This window comes from Dokdonia sinensis, from assembly GCF_003688895.1.
Lineage (GTDB): Bacteria > Bacteroidota > Bacteroidia > Flavobacteriales > Flavobacteriaceae > Dokdonia > Dokdonia sinensis.
In genome coordinates this window covers 248,069-265,612 of sequence record NZ_REFV01000002.1, presented here as the reverse complement: position 1 = coordinate 265,612, position 17,544 = coordinate 248,069, and the positions used below count along the sequence as shown (strand labels likewise).

18 protein-coding genes are annotated in these 17,544 nt (G+C 38.1%); 14 read left to right on the top strand and 4 right to left on the bottom strand.

All coding sequences use genetic code 11. The annotated features are described in order from the left end of the window. The first annotated feature begins 21 nt into the window (after positions 1-21). The 9 genes from fbp to EAX61_RS03280 all read left to right on the top strand — a co-directional run bounded on the left by fbp (position 22) and on the right by EAX61_RS03280 (position 7,387). Positions 22-1,026 carry a class 1 fructose-bisphosphatase gene (gene fbp / locus EAX61_RS03320; RefSeq protein ID WP_121916237.1) on the top strand — a complete coding sequence of 335 codons (1,005 nt, stop codon included), beginning with the start codon at positions 22-24 and terminating at the stop codon, positions 1,024-1,026. A 69-nt stretch (positions 1,027-1,095) separates the two neighbouring features. Then, positions 1,096-1,449, top strand: coding sequence for a fructose 1,6-bisphosphatase (locus EAX61_RS03315; RefSeq protein WP_121916236.1), 354 nt, complete (start codon positions 1,096-1,098; stop codon positions 1,447-1,449). A 20-nt stretch (positions 1,450-1,469) separates the two neighbouring features. Then, the gene (locus tag EAX61_RS03310) at positions 1,470-2,273 is read left to right on the top strand and encodes a cell envelope biogenesis protein OmpA (RefSeq protein WP_121916235.1); all 804 of its coding nucleotides are present in this window, start codon (positions 1,470-1,472) and stop codon (positions 2,271-2,273) included. Then, on the top strand, positions 2,260-2,754 hold the full coding sequence (locus EAX61_RS03305) for a Rab family GTPase (protein ID WP_121916234.1): 495 nt from the start codon (positions 2,260-2,262) through the stop codon (positions 2,752-2,754). Before EAX61_RS03310 ends, EAX61_RS03305 begins: the two co-directional genes overlap by 14 nt. Then, entirely contained in the window at positions 2,747-4,300 is a 1,554-nt protein-coding gene (locus tag EAX61_RS03300) for an ATP-binding protein (protein WP_121916233.1), read from the top strand. The genes EAX61_RS03305 and EAX61_RS03300 overlap by 8 nt, the downstream gene beginning before the upstream one ends. 43 nt (positions 4,301-4,343) lie before the next feature. After that, entirely contained in the window at positions 4,344-4,931 is a 588-nt protein-coding gene (locus EAX61_RS03295; protein WP_121916232.1) for a HupE/UreJ family protein, read from the top strand. A gap of 144 nt (positions 4,932-5,075) precedes the next feature. Then, complete coding sequence (locus EAX61_RS03290; RefSeq protein ID WP_121916231.1) at positions 5,076-5,504, top strand: deoxycytidylate deaminase; 429 nt, start codon at positions 5,076-5,078, stop codon at positions 5,502-5,504. Next, positions 5,501-7,081, top strand: a complete 1,581-nt coding sequence (locus EAX61_RS03285) for a S41 family peptidase (RefSeq protein WP_121916230.1) — start codon at positions 5,501-5,503, stop codon at positions 7,079-7,081. Before EAX61_RS03290 ends, EAX61_RS03285 begins: the two co-directional genes overlap by 4 nt. A 12-nt stretch (positions 7,082-7,093) precedes the next feature. Beyond that, positions 7,094-7,387 (top strand): hypothetical protein, encoded by a 294-nt coding sequence (locus tag EAX61_RS03280; RefSeq protein ID WP_121916229.1) that lies wholly within the window; start codon positions 7,094-7,096, stop codon positions 7,385-7,387. Here EAX61_RS03280 and EAX61_RS03275 read toward each other — a convergent pair. Together EAX61_RS03275 and EAX61_RS03270 are read right to left on the bottom strand one after the other, a co-directional pair. Next, positions 7,384-7,587 (bottom strand): hypothetical protein, encoded by a 204-nt coding sequence (locus EAX61_RS03275; RefSeq protein ID WP_121916228.1) that lies wholly within the window; start codon positions 7,585-7,587, stop codon positions 7,384-7,386. The genes EAX61_RS03280 and EAX61_RS03275 overlap by 4 nt on opposite strands. Before the next feature lie 7 nt (positions 7,588-7,594). Further along, positions 7,595-8,176, bottom strand: a complete 582-nt coding sequence (locus tag EAX61_RS03270; RefSeq protein ID WP_121916227.1) for a MarC family protein — start codon at positions 8,174-8,176, stop codon at positions 7,595-7,597. A 242-nt stretch (positions 8,177-8,418) separates the two neighbouring features. On the opposite strand from EAX61_RS03270, the gene katG reads away from it, so the two are divergent. Beyond that, a complete protein-coding gene (gene katG, locus EAX61_RS03265; protein WP_121916226.1) occupies positions 8,419-10,635 on the top strand; it encodes a catalase/peroxidase HPI in 2,217 nt (738 codons plus the stop codon). Between the two features lie 150 nt (positions 10,636-10,785). Further along, a complete protein-coding gene (locus EAX61_RS03260; protein WP_121916225.1) occupies positions 10,786-11,616 on the top strand; it encodes an exonuclease/endonuclease/phosphatase family protein in 831 nt (276 codons plus the stop codon). Positions 11,617-11,636: 20 nt separating this feature from the next. Here the strand turns inward: EAX61_RS03260 and EAX61_RS03255 are convergent, their stop codons facing one another. Then, complete coding sequence (locus tag EAX61_RS03255; RefSeq protein ID WP_121916224.1) at positions 11,637-12,212, bottom strand: hypothetical protein; 576 nt, start codon at positions 12,210-12,212, stop codon at positions 11,637-11,639. Next, positions 12,212-12,775, bottom strand: coding sequence for a YceI family protein (locus EAX61_RS03250; protein WP_121916223.1), 564 nt, complete (start codon positions 12,773-12,775; stop codon positions 12,212-12,214). Before EAX61_RS03250 ends, EAX61_RS03255 begins: the two co-directional genes overlap by 1 nt. 117 nt (positions 12,776-12,892) lie before the next feature. Between EAX61_RS03250 and EAX61_RS03245 the strand changes: the two genes are divergently transcribed. The 3 genes from EAX61_RS03245 (at position 12,893) to EAX61_RS03235 (ending at position 17,484) form a co-directional block, all read left to right on the top strand. Further along, positions 12,893-13,783 carry a winged helix-turn-helix domain-containing protein gene (locus tag EAX61_RS03245; RefSeq protein WP_121916222.1) on the top strand — a complete coding sequence of 297 codons (891 nt, stop codon included), beginning with the start codon at positions 12,893-12,895 and terminating at the stop codon, positions 13,781-13,783. Between the two features lie 101 nt (positions 13,784-13,884). Further along, positions 13,885-14,721 (top strand): GLPGLI family protein, encoded by an 837-nt coding sequence (locus tag EAX61_RS03240; RefSeq protein ID WP_121916221.1) that lies wholly within the window; start codon positions 13,885-13,887, stop codon positions 14,719-14,721. A 48-nt stretch (positions 14,722-14,769) separates the two neighbouring features. Beyond that, the gene (locus EAX61_RS03235) at positions 14,770-17,484 is read left to right on the top strand and encodes a TonB-dependent receptor (protein WP_121916220.1); all 2,715 of its coding nucleotides are present in this window, start codon (positions 14,770-14,772) and stop codon (positions 17,482-17,484) included. Positions 17,485-17,544 lie beyond the last annotated feature (60 nt).

Sequence of the window (17,544 nt, the reverse complement as noted above, 5' to 3'; positions counted from 1 at the left end):
AAACAGCAAAAAAATAGCCTTGTGTCACGAAAAAATCAAACTTTAGGGGAGTTCATTATTGAAAATCAATCGGAATTTCAATATTCCTCTGGCGAACTTTCAAGACTTATCAATTCTATAAGGCTTGCAGCAAAAGTCGTTAACCACGAAGTAAACAAAGCGGGACTCGTAGACATTGTAGGGGCCGCAGGAGAAACAAACATTCAGGGTGAAGACCAGCAAAAACTAGATGTGATGGCAAACAACACCTTCATATCCACCCTTACAAATAGAAATATTGTATGTGGGATTGCTAGTGAGGAGAATGATGATTTTATTACCATTGAAGGGCAAGGAGAGGACCACAAGAATAAATATGTTGTCCTGATGGACCCACTAGACGGTTCTTCAAACATTGATGTAAATGTTTCTGTAGGTACTATATTTTCTATTTATAGACGTGTGACACCTCCTGGTTCTCCAGTTACTTTAGAAGATTTTTTGCAACCTGGACGCAATCAGGTCGCCGCGGGATATATTATTTATGGTACAAGCACAATGCTTGTATATACCACGGGGCACGGAGTAAATGGCTTTACACTCAATCCTGCAATAGGAACCTTTTATTTATCACATCCCAATATGCAGTTTCCCGATATGGGAAATATTTATTCTGTAAATGAAGGAAACTATAATCACTTTCCAAATGGTGTAAAAAAGTACATTAAGTATTGTCAAGAGGAAGCAGAAAATCGTCCATACACCTCGCGATATATAGGTTCCTTAGTTTCTGATATACACCGTAACATGATTAAAGGTGGAATTTATATCTATCCCAAAAGTTCTAAAGCGATGAACGGCAAATTGCGTTTACTTTATGAATGTAATCCTATGGCCTTTATTGCAGAACAAGCCGGAGGAAAAGCAAGTGATGGTTTTACTCCGATTCTAGACTTAAAACCTACAGAGCTACATGAGCGAGTTCCATTCTTTTGTGGCAGTAGACTTATGGTGGAGAAGGCAGAGTCCTTTATGAGTAATTCATAGTGTTTGAAACAGCTTTAAGGCTGTATTTTTTTTATATTTGAGAGTTGACAATCAAGCACCGACCAAATTATGGCTAAAAAGGCAAAAGGAGCAAGCGAACCAGTTCAAGACGCTGCTGCAAATTCTAAGATAGAGGCGATTAAAAATCTCATCTTTGGAGAAAATATTCAAGAATACAATCACGAGTTTGATACCCTAAAAACGGACATAGCAAATAAGCGTGAAGAGCTTATGGAGTATGTAGATGATGCCCGCAAGGAAATAATGACAGCAGTAGATAATTTAAGTACTGATGTAAATATACGTATTTCTGACCTTGAGCAAGCGCTGCACGATAAGGCACAAGACCTTGATAATCGTAAAGTAAGCAGAGACAGTCTAGGTGATATGCTGATTCGTCTAGGAGAGAATATCAAGGCATAATTACTTCTTGCAATCTGCCTATGACTACTGACGAACGTCTAGAAATCTTAAAGGAACTTTTACTCACAGATGAGCAAAAGCCAGAGAAAGACGTTTACAAAAAAATTAAAGCTCTCGAAGACAAACAAGAACATCTTTCAGAGAGAGTAAATCCTCTTATGGATGCTCGACTGAATGCGTTTGTTCAGGAAATCCCAAAAACACTAGGACCTACCATTACCGAAACTCTTAAAACGGAAATCAAAAAATCCCAAGATGCGGTTGCAGAGGCACTATATCCCGTTATGGGAAAAATGATCAAGAAGTACGTTCAAGCAGAAATTAAAAAACTAAACGATGACATAAACCAGAAATTAAATAAGACATTCTCGTTTAAAAACTGGTTTAACAGCAAAAATGACCATCAGAAAAATGCAGCAGCTCTCATGGCCGAGCTATATAGAGCTCGTATAGAACAGATAATGGTTATTGAGAAAGGCTCTGGATTGCTTAAGGCAAACTATTCTAAAACCCAGAGAATGGACGAGGATATGGTTGCAGGAATGCTCACAGCCATAAAGAGTTTTGTAGAGGATGCCTTTACTGGAGAGAAGGAAATGATGTTAGAGCGTATAGATTACGAATTATTCACAATTCATCTCCAAAACTTTTCAAAGTATTATATTGCGGTTGTACTTACGGGTATTTATGATGATGAGTATAAGAGCAAACTGGAGGATGTTCTTCTAGACTTTGCTCAATTTGTTATTAATGAGGATGATTTAATCCGACCCAATCAATTTAACAGAAAACTAAAGGAATATTTTACAGATGAGCGTATCTAAGAAAATTGTCTTATTAGGTCATTTTGGAGTAGGTAAATCTTCATTACTTCGGAGATTCGTAGAGGATACGTTTTCTGAAAACTATATTGTGACCATAGGGGTTCATATAATGAAAAAAGAAGTAAGTATTGCCGGTGAGCAGGTAACACTTATTATTTGGGATGTAGAGGGTACAGACGACTTTACAAAATACAGACCTTCTTATCTAATGGGAGCAGCTTCATTTATATACGTATTTGATGCTTCGAGAGAGGTTACTTATAGTGACCTTAAGTATAATTTAGAACACTTAAGTGAGAAGTATCCACACGTTCCTGTGCATATCATCGGCAATAAAGTGGATTTAGTCGATGCCAATATACTTCAGGAAAATCTTTTAAGTCAAAATATCAAGCCTGACTATCTTTCAAGTGCAAAAACTGGAGAGAATGTCGAACAGCTGTTTGAAAACGTAGCAGCGCAAGTGCTTAAGAATGATTGAAGAACTAAGAAAAGATTTTGTTAAAAATACCACGCAGATTATTGTTTCAGATACGGAAAGTAGAGTTTTACAATCTGACAATAATATCCTGAGCATTCCCACAGGAAATTACTTGACAAGCGTACACCCTTTCTTCTACACCATTTCAAACCTTTTGGAAGAACCCTTAGATGAAAACTATTTCTACTGTGTTCAGATAGAAAACTTAGGAAAAAATTACTTTTTTGATATAAAAACTAAGATTTATAGGAAATCAGGGCAGGTTGCACTTTTTTTAATTGATTTTACTGAACACTACAAGAGTGTACATAAAATTAAGCAAGCAAGAAATGAATCTATAATAGACTTTAACATTGCCCAGGAGCTTAATAACGAACTTCAAGTACAGCGGGGTTTCAAAAATAAATTTCTCGCAAATGTAAGCCACGAGATAAGAACTCCTTTAAATAGCATTGTAGGTTTTATTCAGGTGTTACAAAATACAGGGCTTAATAGAGAACAACTTGATCTTGTGAATATTGTAAAAAGTTCATCAGAGAATCTCAAGTCAATAGTGAATGATCTTTTAGATATTTCTAAAATAGAAGCGGGAAGGTTAGAAATAAAAAACAAACGCTTTAATCTTCACTTACTTCTAGACGAACTTGTAAAAGCACATCAAATTCAAGCTGAAGAAAAACGTATAACATTTCAATTTGAAAGAGGAGAATCACTTCCTCGATTTATCGTTTTAGACAGACTACGCCTCAATCAGGTTTTAGTTAATTTACTGGACAATGCCATAAAGTATACACAAGTAGGAAATATTACATTTAGTGTAACTACCCCATCAAAAAATAGACGTAAAATTCCTATAGTTTTTGAAGTTAAAGATACTGGAATAGGTATAGACGCAGAGAATGTTACGACTATATTTGAAAGTTTTACACAACTAGAAAAAAGAGGTCTTTTTGGAGGGACAGGTCTCGGGCTCAGCATCGTAAAACAGCTTTCTGAGCTAATGGAAGGTAAAATAGAGGTTGAAAGTGTAAAAGGAAAAGGAAGTATTTTTAGATTTACGGTAGAAGCAGGTGTCTCCCACGATCAAAAAGCAGAGAAAAAACTTAGGTCACGAACATCTAAAAGTAAGGAGTCTAAAAACTCTAAATATCGCGTACTTTTAGGCGAAGACATAGAAGTAAATCAGTTATTACTCATGCGCATTTTTGCAGACCACCCCGACTATAGCCTTGATATTGCAAAAAACGGAGAGCATGTTTTAAAATTACTGGACCACTACAAATATGATTTAATCCTGATGGACCTCACGATGCCTATAATGGACGGATTTGATGCAACCGCACGTATACGCAATCATAAAAATAAACACATAAGTAAAATTCCCATCATTGCTTTGAGCGCTAGATGCTCTGATGAAGATATAGAAGAGAGTAAAGAAGTAGGAATGAATGGATATCTTATAAAACCTATAGATGAGCGAGAGCTTTTTCAGACGATGGAAAAATTAATTCAACGCTATAAACGTAAGGGCCAAGGGGTGTCATAATTCCCAATATTGTTTACATTTGATCCTACCCTAAATTATAATCATGGACACTTTTTGGTTTTATTTTAAAGAAGGATTGTACCACGTTTTAGACTGGAAGGCTTACGATCACATTCTTTTTTTAATTGTACTCACGGTCCCGTACTTATTTTCTAACTGGAAACGGCTAGTTACACTTGTAACCATTTTTACGATAGGTCACACGCTGGCACTCGCACTCTCCGCGTACGGTGTAGTTTCTGTAAAAAGTAGCTGGATTGAACTATTGATCCCTATTACTATTCTCATCACAGCGCTATACAATATCTTTACGGCCGGCAAGAAAGCGCGTAAGGAAAGCGTGGGCATTTACCTTATTACGACCTTATTTTTTGGACTTATACACGGTCTAGGCTTCTCGACTTATTTTAAAATGATGACCGCAAGCACAGAAAATAAGTTGTTACCCTTACTTGAGTACACATTGGGTATTGAGGTTGCTCAATTAGTCATTGTTATCGTAGTGCTCATTTTTAGTTTTATAGGCCAATCTCTATTTCGATTTTCGCTACGCGATTGGGTGATGGTAATTTCGGCAATTGTTGTGGGTATGATAATTCCTATGTTATTCGGTGCCTTTGGTGTCATTTAGACCTTTTTTGGTTAAAAAAATTCAAATACATTGTTTTTAAAAGATGAGCCCCTTACATTCGTTTAGGAGTGGACCCTTGTTTTTATGCTTTCGCGAAAGCGTACCTAAAATCCATTCACATTATTCTATTTTCTAAAAGAATTTATGCCAGATAAACAAGCAAAATATGACAAAGCTTACCTCCGAATGGCACAGGAGTGGGGTAAACTCTCCTATTGTAAACGCAAGCAAGTAGGTGCTATTATTGTAAAAGGCAAAATGATAATCTCTGACGGTTACAATGGTACACCTACTGGATTTGAAAACTTTTGCGAGGATGGTGAAGGGTATACAAAATGGTATGTCCTGCACGCTGAGGCAAATGCAATACTTAAAGTAGCTGGATCTACACAGTCCTGTCAGGGAGCGACTTTGTATATTACACTCTCACCTTGCAAGGAATGCAGCAAACTAGTACATCAAGCAGGAATAAAGCGGGTAGTTTTTAAAGAATCATATAAAGATAATAGCGGAATAGAATTTTTACAAAAGGCCGGCGTTGAAGTAGTACATCTCCCTGAGATACACATATGAAAATAAAGAAAAAATACACTCCATTACTATTTGCCATAGGGATTGTCCTAGGGATAATGCTGGGCAGTAAGCTCAATTTTGGCCAGGCAGATGGAGGTCTTTTTTCTAGCAATGCAAAAAAAGAAAAACTCAATCGCCTTATAGATTATATAGACTACGAATACGTAGATGCTGTAGACACAGACAGTATTGTAGATGTTACTGTAAACGGGATTTTAGACAATTTAGACCCTCACTCGGTATATATTCCTAAAGATGAACTTCAAGATATTGAAGAGAGTATGAAAGGCGACTTTGTGGGAATAGGAATTAGTTTTTATCCTTATAAAGATTCTATTGCCGTTATTCAAGCCATAGAGGGAGGCCCTAGTCACCGCGCAGGCATAAAGGGAGGTGACCGTATTGTATATGCAGATAACATCCCGCTTTTTGGCGGATCTATTTCTGATGACTCCCTTTCCAGTATCTTAAAAGGAAAAATAAATACCCCAGTAACACTTAAGGTTAAGAGAGATGGAGTAGATGATCTCATAACTTTTGATGTAAAAAGAGGCCGCGTACCTCTTTCTAGTGTGGTTGCAGCTTATATGCTTACTGATAAAATGGGCTATGTTAAGATTAACCGTTTTGCAGAGTCTACACACGACGAGTTCATAATCGCAGTAAAAAAATTACAGCGTCTAGGGGCAACACAACTCACACTAGATCTACGTGATAATCCAGGAGGATACATTTCTTCTGCAGAAAAAATTGCAGATGAGTTTCTAGAAGAGGATAAACTAATCCTATTTACTAAAAATAAAACAGGTAAGATAAATAAAACCTATGCAGAGGACGATGGTATTTTTGAAGACGGGGAAGTATTTATTTTAATTAATGAAAACTCTGCATCTGCTAGTGAGATTGTGGCTGGAGCTCTCCAAGATAATGATAAGGGTCTTATTGTAGGTAGAAGATCCTTTGGAAAAGGTCTTGTACAAAGAGAAATGGCACTAGGAGATGGTAGCGCAGTACGACTTACCATTGCTAGATATTATACCCCTACAGGGCGTTCTATTCAGAAATCCTATGAGAACGGGAATGATGCCTATTTTCAAGATTATAAAAATCGCTATGAAAATGGCGAACTGCGAAGTATAGATAGTATAAAAGTAGCAGACTCATTGATGTTTAAAACTCCTTTAGGCAAAATAGTATACGGTGGCGGCGGTATCATACCAGATATTTTTGTTCCGAAGAACACAGACTATGAAATAGAACACCTCAATTATGTCCTACGACAGGGGCTTATGAGTCGTTTTGTTTTTGACGTACTAGAGAAAGATAGACCTTATTACAATAAGCTGACAGAGGAGCAATTTAAAAATGAGGTTGTTGTAACAGACAAAATTGTGCTAGATTTTATATCTTTCGCCCAGTATAGACAAATTAATTTGCGTGCTCGTGCATATATGGCTGAGTATAAAAGATACTTAAAAGCTACTATGGCGCAGCAACTTTTTGGCAATACTGCTTTTGAGCGTATGGTTAACGAAGACGATGCAATGCTCAATAAAATTAGAGAAATTACAAACTAGGAAGGGGGTCCTATGCTAATAATTGCTTCTGTATTTGTATTTATAATCGCTGTTATATTCCGACTTTTGGATAATAGTGCCGGATTACTCATATCTAATGGTATCTCCGTAAGCCCATTTTATCTTGCTCCCGAAGTTGTAAAAGATGAGATGGAAAAAATTAAAGACGAGCGCCTTAAGAGAAAACTACGCAGGACACTCCTGTTCCAAAAATTACATAAGATTTTTACCGTAGCTGCAATAATCACCCTTATAGTAGGTATCGCTTTTGAGATTTACGAACCACAGTTGATTTATCTTTTCTAAGAATTCCCCTTAGCTCTTTCGGCTATTTTTTTGCTGCTCCTTAAGATTAACAAAAGTACCACTACGCACGCACAACCTATTACTCCTATTGCCGCAACGGCATTATCACCTTTAAAAGACTGGTCTAAATTAATTTGAGTAGCATTAAAGACCCCTAATACTATCGCCAAAATTATCAATACAATAAGTGCCTTTTTCATCTATTTTCTATCTAAAAAGTTCCTGAATATTTGCCGTAAACAACTTTACTGCAATCGCTAGCAAAATTACACCAAAAACTTTGTGTATCACAGCAATCCCGTTCTTTCCTAGAAAGCGCTCTATATGTTTAGATGTCTTAAGAACCACATAAACAAGCAGGATATTGAGAGCTACAGCTACAAGAATATTCATCAGTTCATATTCGGCACGCAAGGCTAGCAACGACGTTAGCGTTCCTGGACCAGCAACCAGCGGGAAAGCAAGTGGGAACACAGATACTGTTTTCTTGCTCAACGTCTCATCATCTTTAAAAATACTCACCCCGAGAATCATCTCTAGTGCTATAAAGAAAAGGATAAACGACCCCGCCACAGCAAACTCATAAACATTAATCCCAATAAGACCTAGTATACTCTCTCCTACAAACACAAAAAGAATCATTACCACAAGCGCCACGAGTGCGGCTTTCTCGCTTTGGATGTGACCTGCTTTCTTGCGCAGTTTTAGGATTATAGGAATACTACCTATAATATCGATCACAGCAAAAAGAACCATTGTAGCTGTAAGAATTTCTTTTAAATTAAACATAGTCTAATGTGTATTTGAAAACGGCGGCAAAGGTACCTCTAATATGATGATCAGTCTTGTACATTATGTATGAATAAATTGTAAAATATAGGTTACGCTTTCGCGAAAGCATAACTAGGAAACTTGGCACTACTATAAGTTTTATCAATCATTCGTTTAATTAATTAAATGAAAAACTATGAATGCTACGTTTATAATTAAATACCTTTAAGAATTCTAAAAAGACAATAAATCCGAGATCGATGAAAAATACAGAAACCTTTGACCTAAATGATCCATCTAAAGTTGCCAAATGTCCTTTTATGGGTGGTGCAAACAAGCAATTTGCTGGCGGCGGAACTACAAACCGAGACTGGTGGCCCAATGAGTTAAGACTAAATATTTTAAGACAGAACGCTACAAAGTCCGATCCTTTGGGAGAAGATTTTGATTATGCAGCGGCCTTTAATAGTGTGGACTTTAAGGCTCTTAAGCAGGATACTTTAGACCTTATGACAGACTCACAAGATTGGTGGCCTGCAGATTATGGTCATTATGGAGGTTTTATGATTCGTCTTGCTTGGCACAGTGCAGGAACCTACCGTATAGGTGATGGGCGTGGTGGAGCTAGTTCTGGGACACAACGTTTTGCGCCTCTTAATAGCTGGCCAGATAACGGAAACTTAGATAAGGCTCGCTTACTGTTATGGCCTATTAAAAAGAAATATGGTAATAAAGTCTCTTGGGCAGACCTCATGATACTAGCAGGTAACTGTGCATTAGAGTCTATGGGCTTCCCAACATTTGGTTTTGCCGGAGGTCGTGAAGACACTTGGGAGCCAGAGCAGGACATATATTGGGGAAGTGAGACAGAATGGGGAGCAAACGATGAGCGTTACTCAGAAGGAGAATTAGAAGCACCTTTAGGAGCAGTAATGATGGGATGGATTTATGTAAATCCAGAAGGTCCTAACGGTGAGCCGGACCCTATGGGATCTGCCGCAAACGTGAGAGAAACCTTTGGACGTATGGCAATGAATGATGAGGAAACTGTTGCTCTTATTGCTGGTGGGCATACTTTTGGAAAAGCACATGGAGCTGCAGACCCAAATAAATATGTAGGTACAGAACCGGCTGGAGCATCTATAGAAGAAATGAGCACAGGATGGAAAAATAGTTTTGGCACAGGAAAAGGCGATGATACAATCACTTCGGGAATAGAAGGCGCTTGGACTCCGAACCCGACACGATGGGATGCAGACTATTTTGATGTATTATTAAACTACGATTGGGAACTTACAAAGAGTCCTGCTGGTGCTCACCAATGGACACCTACAGCAGCCTCTAATGCAAAAATGGCACCTACGGCCGGAGACGCATCAAAGACACAACGTCTTATGATGACTACAGCAGATATTGCATTAAAAACAGATCCAGAATATTTAAAAATATCTAAAAGATTCCACGAAGATCATAAGGCTTTTGAAGATGCCTTTGCTCGCGCCTGGTATAAACTCACACACAGAGATATGGGGCCGATCGAAAGATATTTGGGACCTGAGGTTCCTAGTGAAGAATTATTATGGCAGGACCCATTACCTAAAAGAAATGGATATACACTTAATGATGCACAGGTTGCCACACTTAAAAACGCAATTGCAGATAGCGATTTAACCGTTTCAGAAATGGTGTCTACAGCTTGGGCAAGCGCCTCGACTTTCAGAAATTCTGACAAACGTGGAGGAGCAAACGGAGCTCGTATTGCTCTTGCACCACAATCACATTGGGAAGTAAATAACCCAGAACAGCTTCATAAAGTGCTTGTCTTCTTGAGGGATATTAAAGAAAATTTTGACGGAGAAGTTTCTCTAGCAGACTTAATTGTACTTGCAGGATGCGTAGGTGTAGAGCTTGCAGCAATGGAAGCTGGCCACGACATCATAGTTCCATTTACACCAGGACGTACTGATGCTACTCAAGAGCAAACTGATATTGATAGCTTTGGCTATTTGGAACCAAAAGCTGACGGATTTAGAAACTACGTGAGCAAAAAACAAAAAGCAACTGCTGCAGAGCAGATGCTCATAGACCGTGCACAATTATTAAACCTTTCTATCCCAGAAATGACAGCCCTTATAGGGGGAATGCGCGTTCTAGGTACTAATTATAACGGATCAAAAGTAGGAGTCTTTACAGATAGAGTCGGTCAACTCACAAACGACTTTTTTGTAAATATTCTAGACTTTACATACACTTGGAAAGCGCTTTCATCTGACGATACGTTATTCTCGGGAACAGACCGTCGTACTGGTGAAATGAAATTTACAGGCTCTAGAGCAGATTTAATTTTTGGCTCAAACACAGAGCTAAGAGCCGTTGCAGAGGTGTATGGAGCCAGCGATGGTGAAGAACGCTTTGTACACGACTTTGTGAAGGCATTTGTAAAAGTGATGAATGCAGATCGTTTTGATGTGAAATAGATTTTTTACGCTTTCGCGAAAGCGTAATAACCTCAAAAACTGGTTCAACATTGAGCCAGTTTTTTTATGCCATTACTTAAAACGAATATAGATATAAACACTTAGTTTTTAAATAATTACATTTATTGAATGTAAATTTAAAATATTAAGATGGTTCATTTTCAACACAGTCTCGCCCGTATCGCTGTATGGAATCTAGCAGGGTATAATCCAAAAAATACAAGCTTAGGTATAGACCCGACCAGCAAAAGAGCGGCAAATCAAGCAGAAGGTCTTGCCCTTCTAGATGCAGAACTTGTTACCCTCGTCGAAGTAAGTCCTATAAGTCACATAAAAACGCTCGCAGATATGATTGCTAGCGAGTATGGCATCATTTATAACTATACAATTTTAGAACAACCAGATGGGCATATCCATATTGGTTTTTTACATAAAGAAGGTGTACAAGTTTCTAATGCACAACTCATCGAAGGTTCACAGGGTGATTACGGGCGTGGCCGTCGCGCTGTACGTGTAGACGTAAAAATTAATAAGTTTAAGGCAGTTCTCATAGGCGTTCATCTTAAATCTGGTCGCGACAGACCAGAGCAACAACTGCGGGATAGTCAATGTAAATTTATTGGAAACTATATCACAAAGCTGAGAAACACATCTGGTTTTAAACGACGTACGATATTACTTATGGGAGATTTTAATATGATTCCTGGGCAGGACGTGAGCAATTTTCATCATCTGGGCGGCGATGATCTTATGGATTTTGTTTCCTGCTGGGATTTACAGGATCGGTTTTCTCATATTTTAGAAAAAGGACGGGCAAATCTTTTGGATGGCTTTGCGGTATCGCGTACCTACGCAACAGATTATGTAAAGGGGAGCTTACGTCTTTTCCCAATGCATTGGACGATGAACCTAGGCCGTGAGGCTTTTAAGAAACAAGTTTCAGATCATTTACCCTTTGTTGCAAGTTTTAAGATATTTTAAAAAACTCAAATTACTAGAGCTTATGTTTTTAAAACGACGCTTCCCAATTCTTTCCAAATAGTATGCTCTAATGATTGTGTAGAAAACTGAATAATTATAAAGGTCTGCTCTGAATCCTTATCAAACTGCTGCCTCGCACGTATGTTGAGCTCTATAATTTTTCCCGTATGAAACCCATCAAAAACGACTAATTTACCCGTATAAGTTGTAGTAAAATCATCTTTGCTCAGCATATCAAGATAAACTATAGGATCTGGAAACTCGGTGGCCCAATGGTTAGGTTTCATTAATCCATCATAATAATATTTTAGGTTTTCTGAAATTAATCGTGTGTCTAGCGACTCCCTAGCCTCTAATTTCCACCCCATTACTAACGACCAAAAACAATCGCTTTTTGGGTCTGACCAGCCTGGGGCAAAAAGTAGTTCTTCATAACCCGTAACGGTCATCCCAGGAGCCCAATCTACGGGAAGTACGATAATTTCTGAACTCCAGTCATTATCTGCTTTTAGAAATGAAGGATGACTTTCTTCCTGACAAACTACTTGAGAGGAAACGGTCAGAGATACTAGGATAGTAAAAAATAGATAGTTCATTATTTAAAAGTCAATAGCACATCAAATTCAATAGCATCACTTATCGCTTGGTCTTTGAGTTTATGGTTATAAATGATTCCCCAGCGGGTTCGGTCTATTTTAAATTTTGTTTTAAAAGTATTGTTCTCTCCGCTTGCTGTAGCATAAAACTTTTGCGACTTTGTAATTCCCTTTATTGTAAGATCTGCAGTTACCTCGTGCAAGTTTTTTTCTTTGATGTAAATCACATCTGTAATTTTAAGCACGGCTTTTGGAAATTTTGAAACATGAAAGAAATCCTCGTCGCGCAAATGTTCTATGGGACTCTCGTGGTCTATATCTGGATCATTTGCAATAGTGGTCATATCGATGGTAAATTCGCCCCCTGTGATCATATTGTTCTGGGTCTTGAGCGTTCCCTTTTCAAATTGTACGATGCCCGGATGCTCGCCGAAGTTAAAAGAGTAACTCCCCTTCCACTTAATGATACTTTTATCTGTATCCAGCGTGTAATTAGTATCTAAAAATTGTGCGTTACATATAGCGCTACTTAAAATGATGATGGTGATAATGAGTTTTTGCATCTTGTTTTTATTTTCGAGTAAAACTAGATGCGGCTGGGACTTTCAAGTGTCAAAATAATGTAAAAGAAGTGTCAACAGTTGTAAAATCTCGGTTAGAAAGCGGTTATTTGCATCATAATGAGCACAAAAAAACTACAGATCATTACAGCAATCATTTGCTTGCTTACCATATCGTGGATGGTTCCCTTTCATGAAGAGCCTGACAATAAACTACCCGAACGTGTAAAAATTGCTTTACGTCAGGTTGGGAATGAACTTTTATTATCTAACCAGGACAGCACTTCGATTATATTACCTGTCATTCAGCTGGAGCCTCTTAAATACCAGCTCTCATTTGAGAAGGAACTCACGTTTTTTCCTGATAGCCTTGTTGCGATTCTTGATAAAAATTTTGCAAAAGCGGGATTACCAGAAAATTATATTGTCGAAGTTCTCAGGTGTGAAGATCGCGAGGTATCCTACAGTTACGAGATGAATATTGATATTGAGCAAACGATCGTACCTTGTTCCGGACGGCAGGTGCCGGACGCTTGCCATACCATCGAAATCCTTTTTATAGAAGAGGCTGCACCGCTTTCTACCACTAAGATCGCTATTACGTTATTTGCATTTGGAATTTTGGGACTTGTGGTTTTCCGCTCCCGAAATGAATTCGGAACAAGTTTTCGCGAAAGCAAAAAAGGGACACCTCTATCGCCTTTACCAAATGAAAATTATGAGAAACTAGGAAGCTTTCACTTTTATCCTGAACAGAACAAACTTGTAAAAGAAGCAAAAGAGTTGCCCCTATCGCGCAAAGAGTGCGAGCTCCTAGCCATATTTGTCGCCAGACCTAATGAGATTATCAAGCGAGAGGAGCTTACAAAAAGCGTTTGGGAAGACAACGGCGTCATTGTAGGCCGAAGTCTGGACACCTACATTTCAAAACTCCGCAAAAAGCTGAAAGAGGATGACTCTATCAAAATTGCAAATGTGCATGGGGTGGGCTACCGACTGGAAATCAACTAATTAATCATATTTATAGCTAGACTATGTTAAGGTTTTAACAAAACCCACTGACAATGTTTAATCTTTGTCTACTTTGGTTAAACATTTTAAAAATAGCTATGATGAAAGCAATTCTCTTAACCATAACATTATTCTTTGTCACGTTGCCTATGTCACTTCAGCCAGAGGCTCAAGAGTTTCAGGGCAAGGCCTATTATGCTTCTAAATCTAAAATGGAATTAGGAAGCTGGGGCGCGAGAATGAGCGAGGCTCAGAAAAAAGAGACCTATGCAAGACTCAAAAATCGCCTCGAAAAAACTTATATTCTAGATTTCAATAAAACGGAATCAGTTTTTAATGAAGAGGTTAAAATGGATGCGATGTCTGGAGCTACAGACACTTGGGGAGCAAATTTCGCCAGAGGTGAGCAATATAAAAATGTAAAGGAAAATCAACTTGTGCAGAGTCAGGAGTTTTACGGAAAGAAATTCCTCGTAAAAGACAAATTACAAGAAATAGACTGGCAAATGGGTTCCGAAACCAAGCAAGTTGGGAAGTACACTACCTTTAAAGCAACCGCTTCTGTTCCTACTGCAGATCTTACTTGGTACGATTTTTCTTGGGGAGACCTTAGAACTGCTCAGGCATCTGACACTGCAAGTGCAGACGGAGAAACCGCTGAACCAGAAGTACCAATGACAGAAGTAGAGGCGTGGTACACGTTACAAATACCCGTGAGTCACGGTCCAGGGGAGTACTGGGGCCTTCCTGGATTAATCTTGGAAGTAAGTGCAGGTAATATGACAATGTTATGTTCTAAAGTGGTAATTAATCCAGGAGAGAGCATCGTAATAGAAGCACCTGATAAAGGAAAAGAAATCACAAAAGCAGATTATCAAAGTACCGTACGCACAAAAATGCAGGAAATGAGAGATAATCGTGGACGAAGAAGAGGGTAATACGATCACTATTTTTCCTGAAATCACTAATCTTCAAGACACCTCTCAATGCGAAACATAATTACTATTACAGTATTATTTGTAACCCTAGCCTCAACTGCACAAATAAAACTTGAGGGCGTTGTAAAAGATAGCTTAAACAATGGATTAGAACTTGCAAATGTTGTAGCCTTTAATCAAGCTACAAATGCCTTAGAATCTTACGGCATAACAGATGAAAAGGGAAAGTATTTACTTAAACTCGCTGTTAATAGCACATATAAAATTCAAGCGAGTTATATAGGAATGTCTACCTATGAAGAAATCCTTGAGACTAAGGAATCCAATATTATAAAAGACTACACCTTAAAACCAGACAACTCCCTTAACGAGGTAGAGCTTGTATATGAGATGCCTGTCGTGGTGCGCGGAGACACGCTTATCTACAATGCAGAATCTTTTAATACTGGCTCTGAACGTAAGCTAGAAGACGTACTAGAAAACCTCCCCGGCGTAGAAATAAACGAGGACGGGCAAATAGAAGTAGAGGGAAAAGTCGTCAATAAACTAATGGTAAATGGTAAAGACTTTTTTGACGGAGACACAAAACTTGCTACAAAAAACATTCCGTCTAATGCCGTATCAAAAGTTCAGGTTTTACGCAATTATGCAGAGGTAGGTCAACTGAGTGGGGTACGCAATAATCAAGACAATGTTGCCATAAATATTAAGCTCAAAGAAGGGAAAGAAAATTTTTGGTTTGGAGATATCACTGCTGGTGGAGGTACATCGCCAGATAACGAGTTATATGTATTACAACCCAAGCTTTTTTACTACAGTCCTAAATACAGTATTAACTTTATAGGAGATCTTAATAATACTGGAGAAGTTGCACTTTCTAGAAGAGATATTAGAGGTTTTGGAGGAGGTTTTAGGTCTCCTAGCAGGAGTAGTGGTACAGACATTAACTTAGGTGATAACAGTCTCAGTTTTTTGACAAATCAAAACAATGCTTTAGAAATTGAAAACCAGCTGGCTACGGCAAACTTTAGTTACGCACCTAACCCTACCCTAGACCTGAGCGGTTTTGCTATTTTTAATAGCAGTCGTATTATTTCCAGAGAAACAAGCTTTATACAATACACAAATACGGATTTAGGAATTCCGGACGAAGTCACAGAGCAAAGTACAAGAGAACGATCTGATCAAGGACTTATGAAGCTAAGCGCTTCTTACCAACCTAATTTGAATAATCAAATGGATTATGATATCCTAGGTCGTATATCACAGGACTCTCAAGACCAGAACCGTTTTTCTTCTGTAATAGGTAATACAAATCAACTAGATGAAGTAACACCTTTTAGTCTTAATCAAAGTCTCAACTATTATTATACACTAGATGAGAATAATATATTTGCTTTTGAAGCACAACATTTATTTAAAAATGAGGATCCTTTTTATAATGCTTTTCTAGACAATGATCCAGAGGGAGAAGATGCATTTGATAATACGGCAATTGCGTTAGGACTGGACACTTCTCTTGATAATTACAACGTAGGGCAAGAACGTCGTATAAAATCAAATCAGCTAGACGCAAAGCTTGATTATTTTCATATTCTCAATAAGCGTAGTAATATAAATTTCACTTTTGGAACGATATTGAGTCGTCAGGAGTTTAACTCCAATATTTTCCAATTTCTTACAGGGGGTGAAATCTTAAATCCCACGCCTAATTTTAACGCCGGCCGTGCCTCTAATGATACCGAATATAATTTTCGGGATATTTACCTTGGAGCACACTATAGAGTAAAAACTGGAATTTTCACCTTTACTCCTGGCTTTTCTGTACACGCTTATGGCAATAAGAATATCCAGTTTGGAGAAACTTTTGAAGATAATTTTGTGCGCATCCTTCCAGATTTTGAGACGCGTATCCAGTTTAAAAAGAGTGAATCTCTTACGGCGCGTTATGAACTGCGTAACCAGTTTACAGATGTGACTAGGCTTGCTCAGGGTTTAGTGCTTAACGATATCAATAGCATACAATTTGGAGAACCAGACCTACAGAACGCACTCTCACATAACGTAAGCTTACTCTACAGTAGCTTTAATTTATTTAATTATACAAATGTCTTTGCGAGAGCTGCCTATTCCAGCAATGTAGACCAGATCCGTAGCTTGACCAGTTTTGACAATGTGATACGGACAAGTACTTTCTTTAATTCTAATTTTGCAGACGAAAATGTAAGTGTTTTTGGTCGTGTGCAGCGCACTTTTGGGAAGATAAGAGGAACGCTTAACGCAAGTTTTAATTACAGCAAGATAAACCAGTTTATTCAGGGCACGCAATCTCTTAATGAAGGATTTACGCAAACATACACCCCAGGAGTACGCACTAATTTTAAAATAGCACCTAACGTGAGCCTGCAATACCGCTATAGTGTGACAGATAATAATCAGGGTAATCGCAAAACAACGTTTGTGACAAATGCACCATCTATAGAGGTAGATGCGTATATCTTAAAAAAGTTTACTTTCCGTACAAATTACAGTTACACAAATCAAGACATAGGTAATGGCCAGTCACAATCCTTCCAGAATTGGGATGCAAATCTTTCATATCGTAAGGACCGCGATGCAAAATTTGAATATGAAATTAGAGCAACGAACTTATTAAATATCGACTCTCAGGTACGCAATAGTGCAAATAACATTTCGGTTTTTAACGCCGAAACGTTTATACAACCACGTTTCTTGACTTTTAGAGTGGTCTATAGTTTGTAGGGATTTTTTTACGCTTTCGCGAAAGCGTAACTATACAAAATGCCATTATAAAGAGAATGC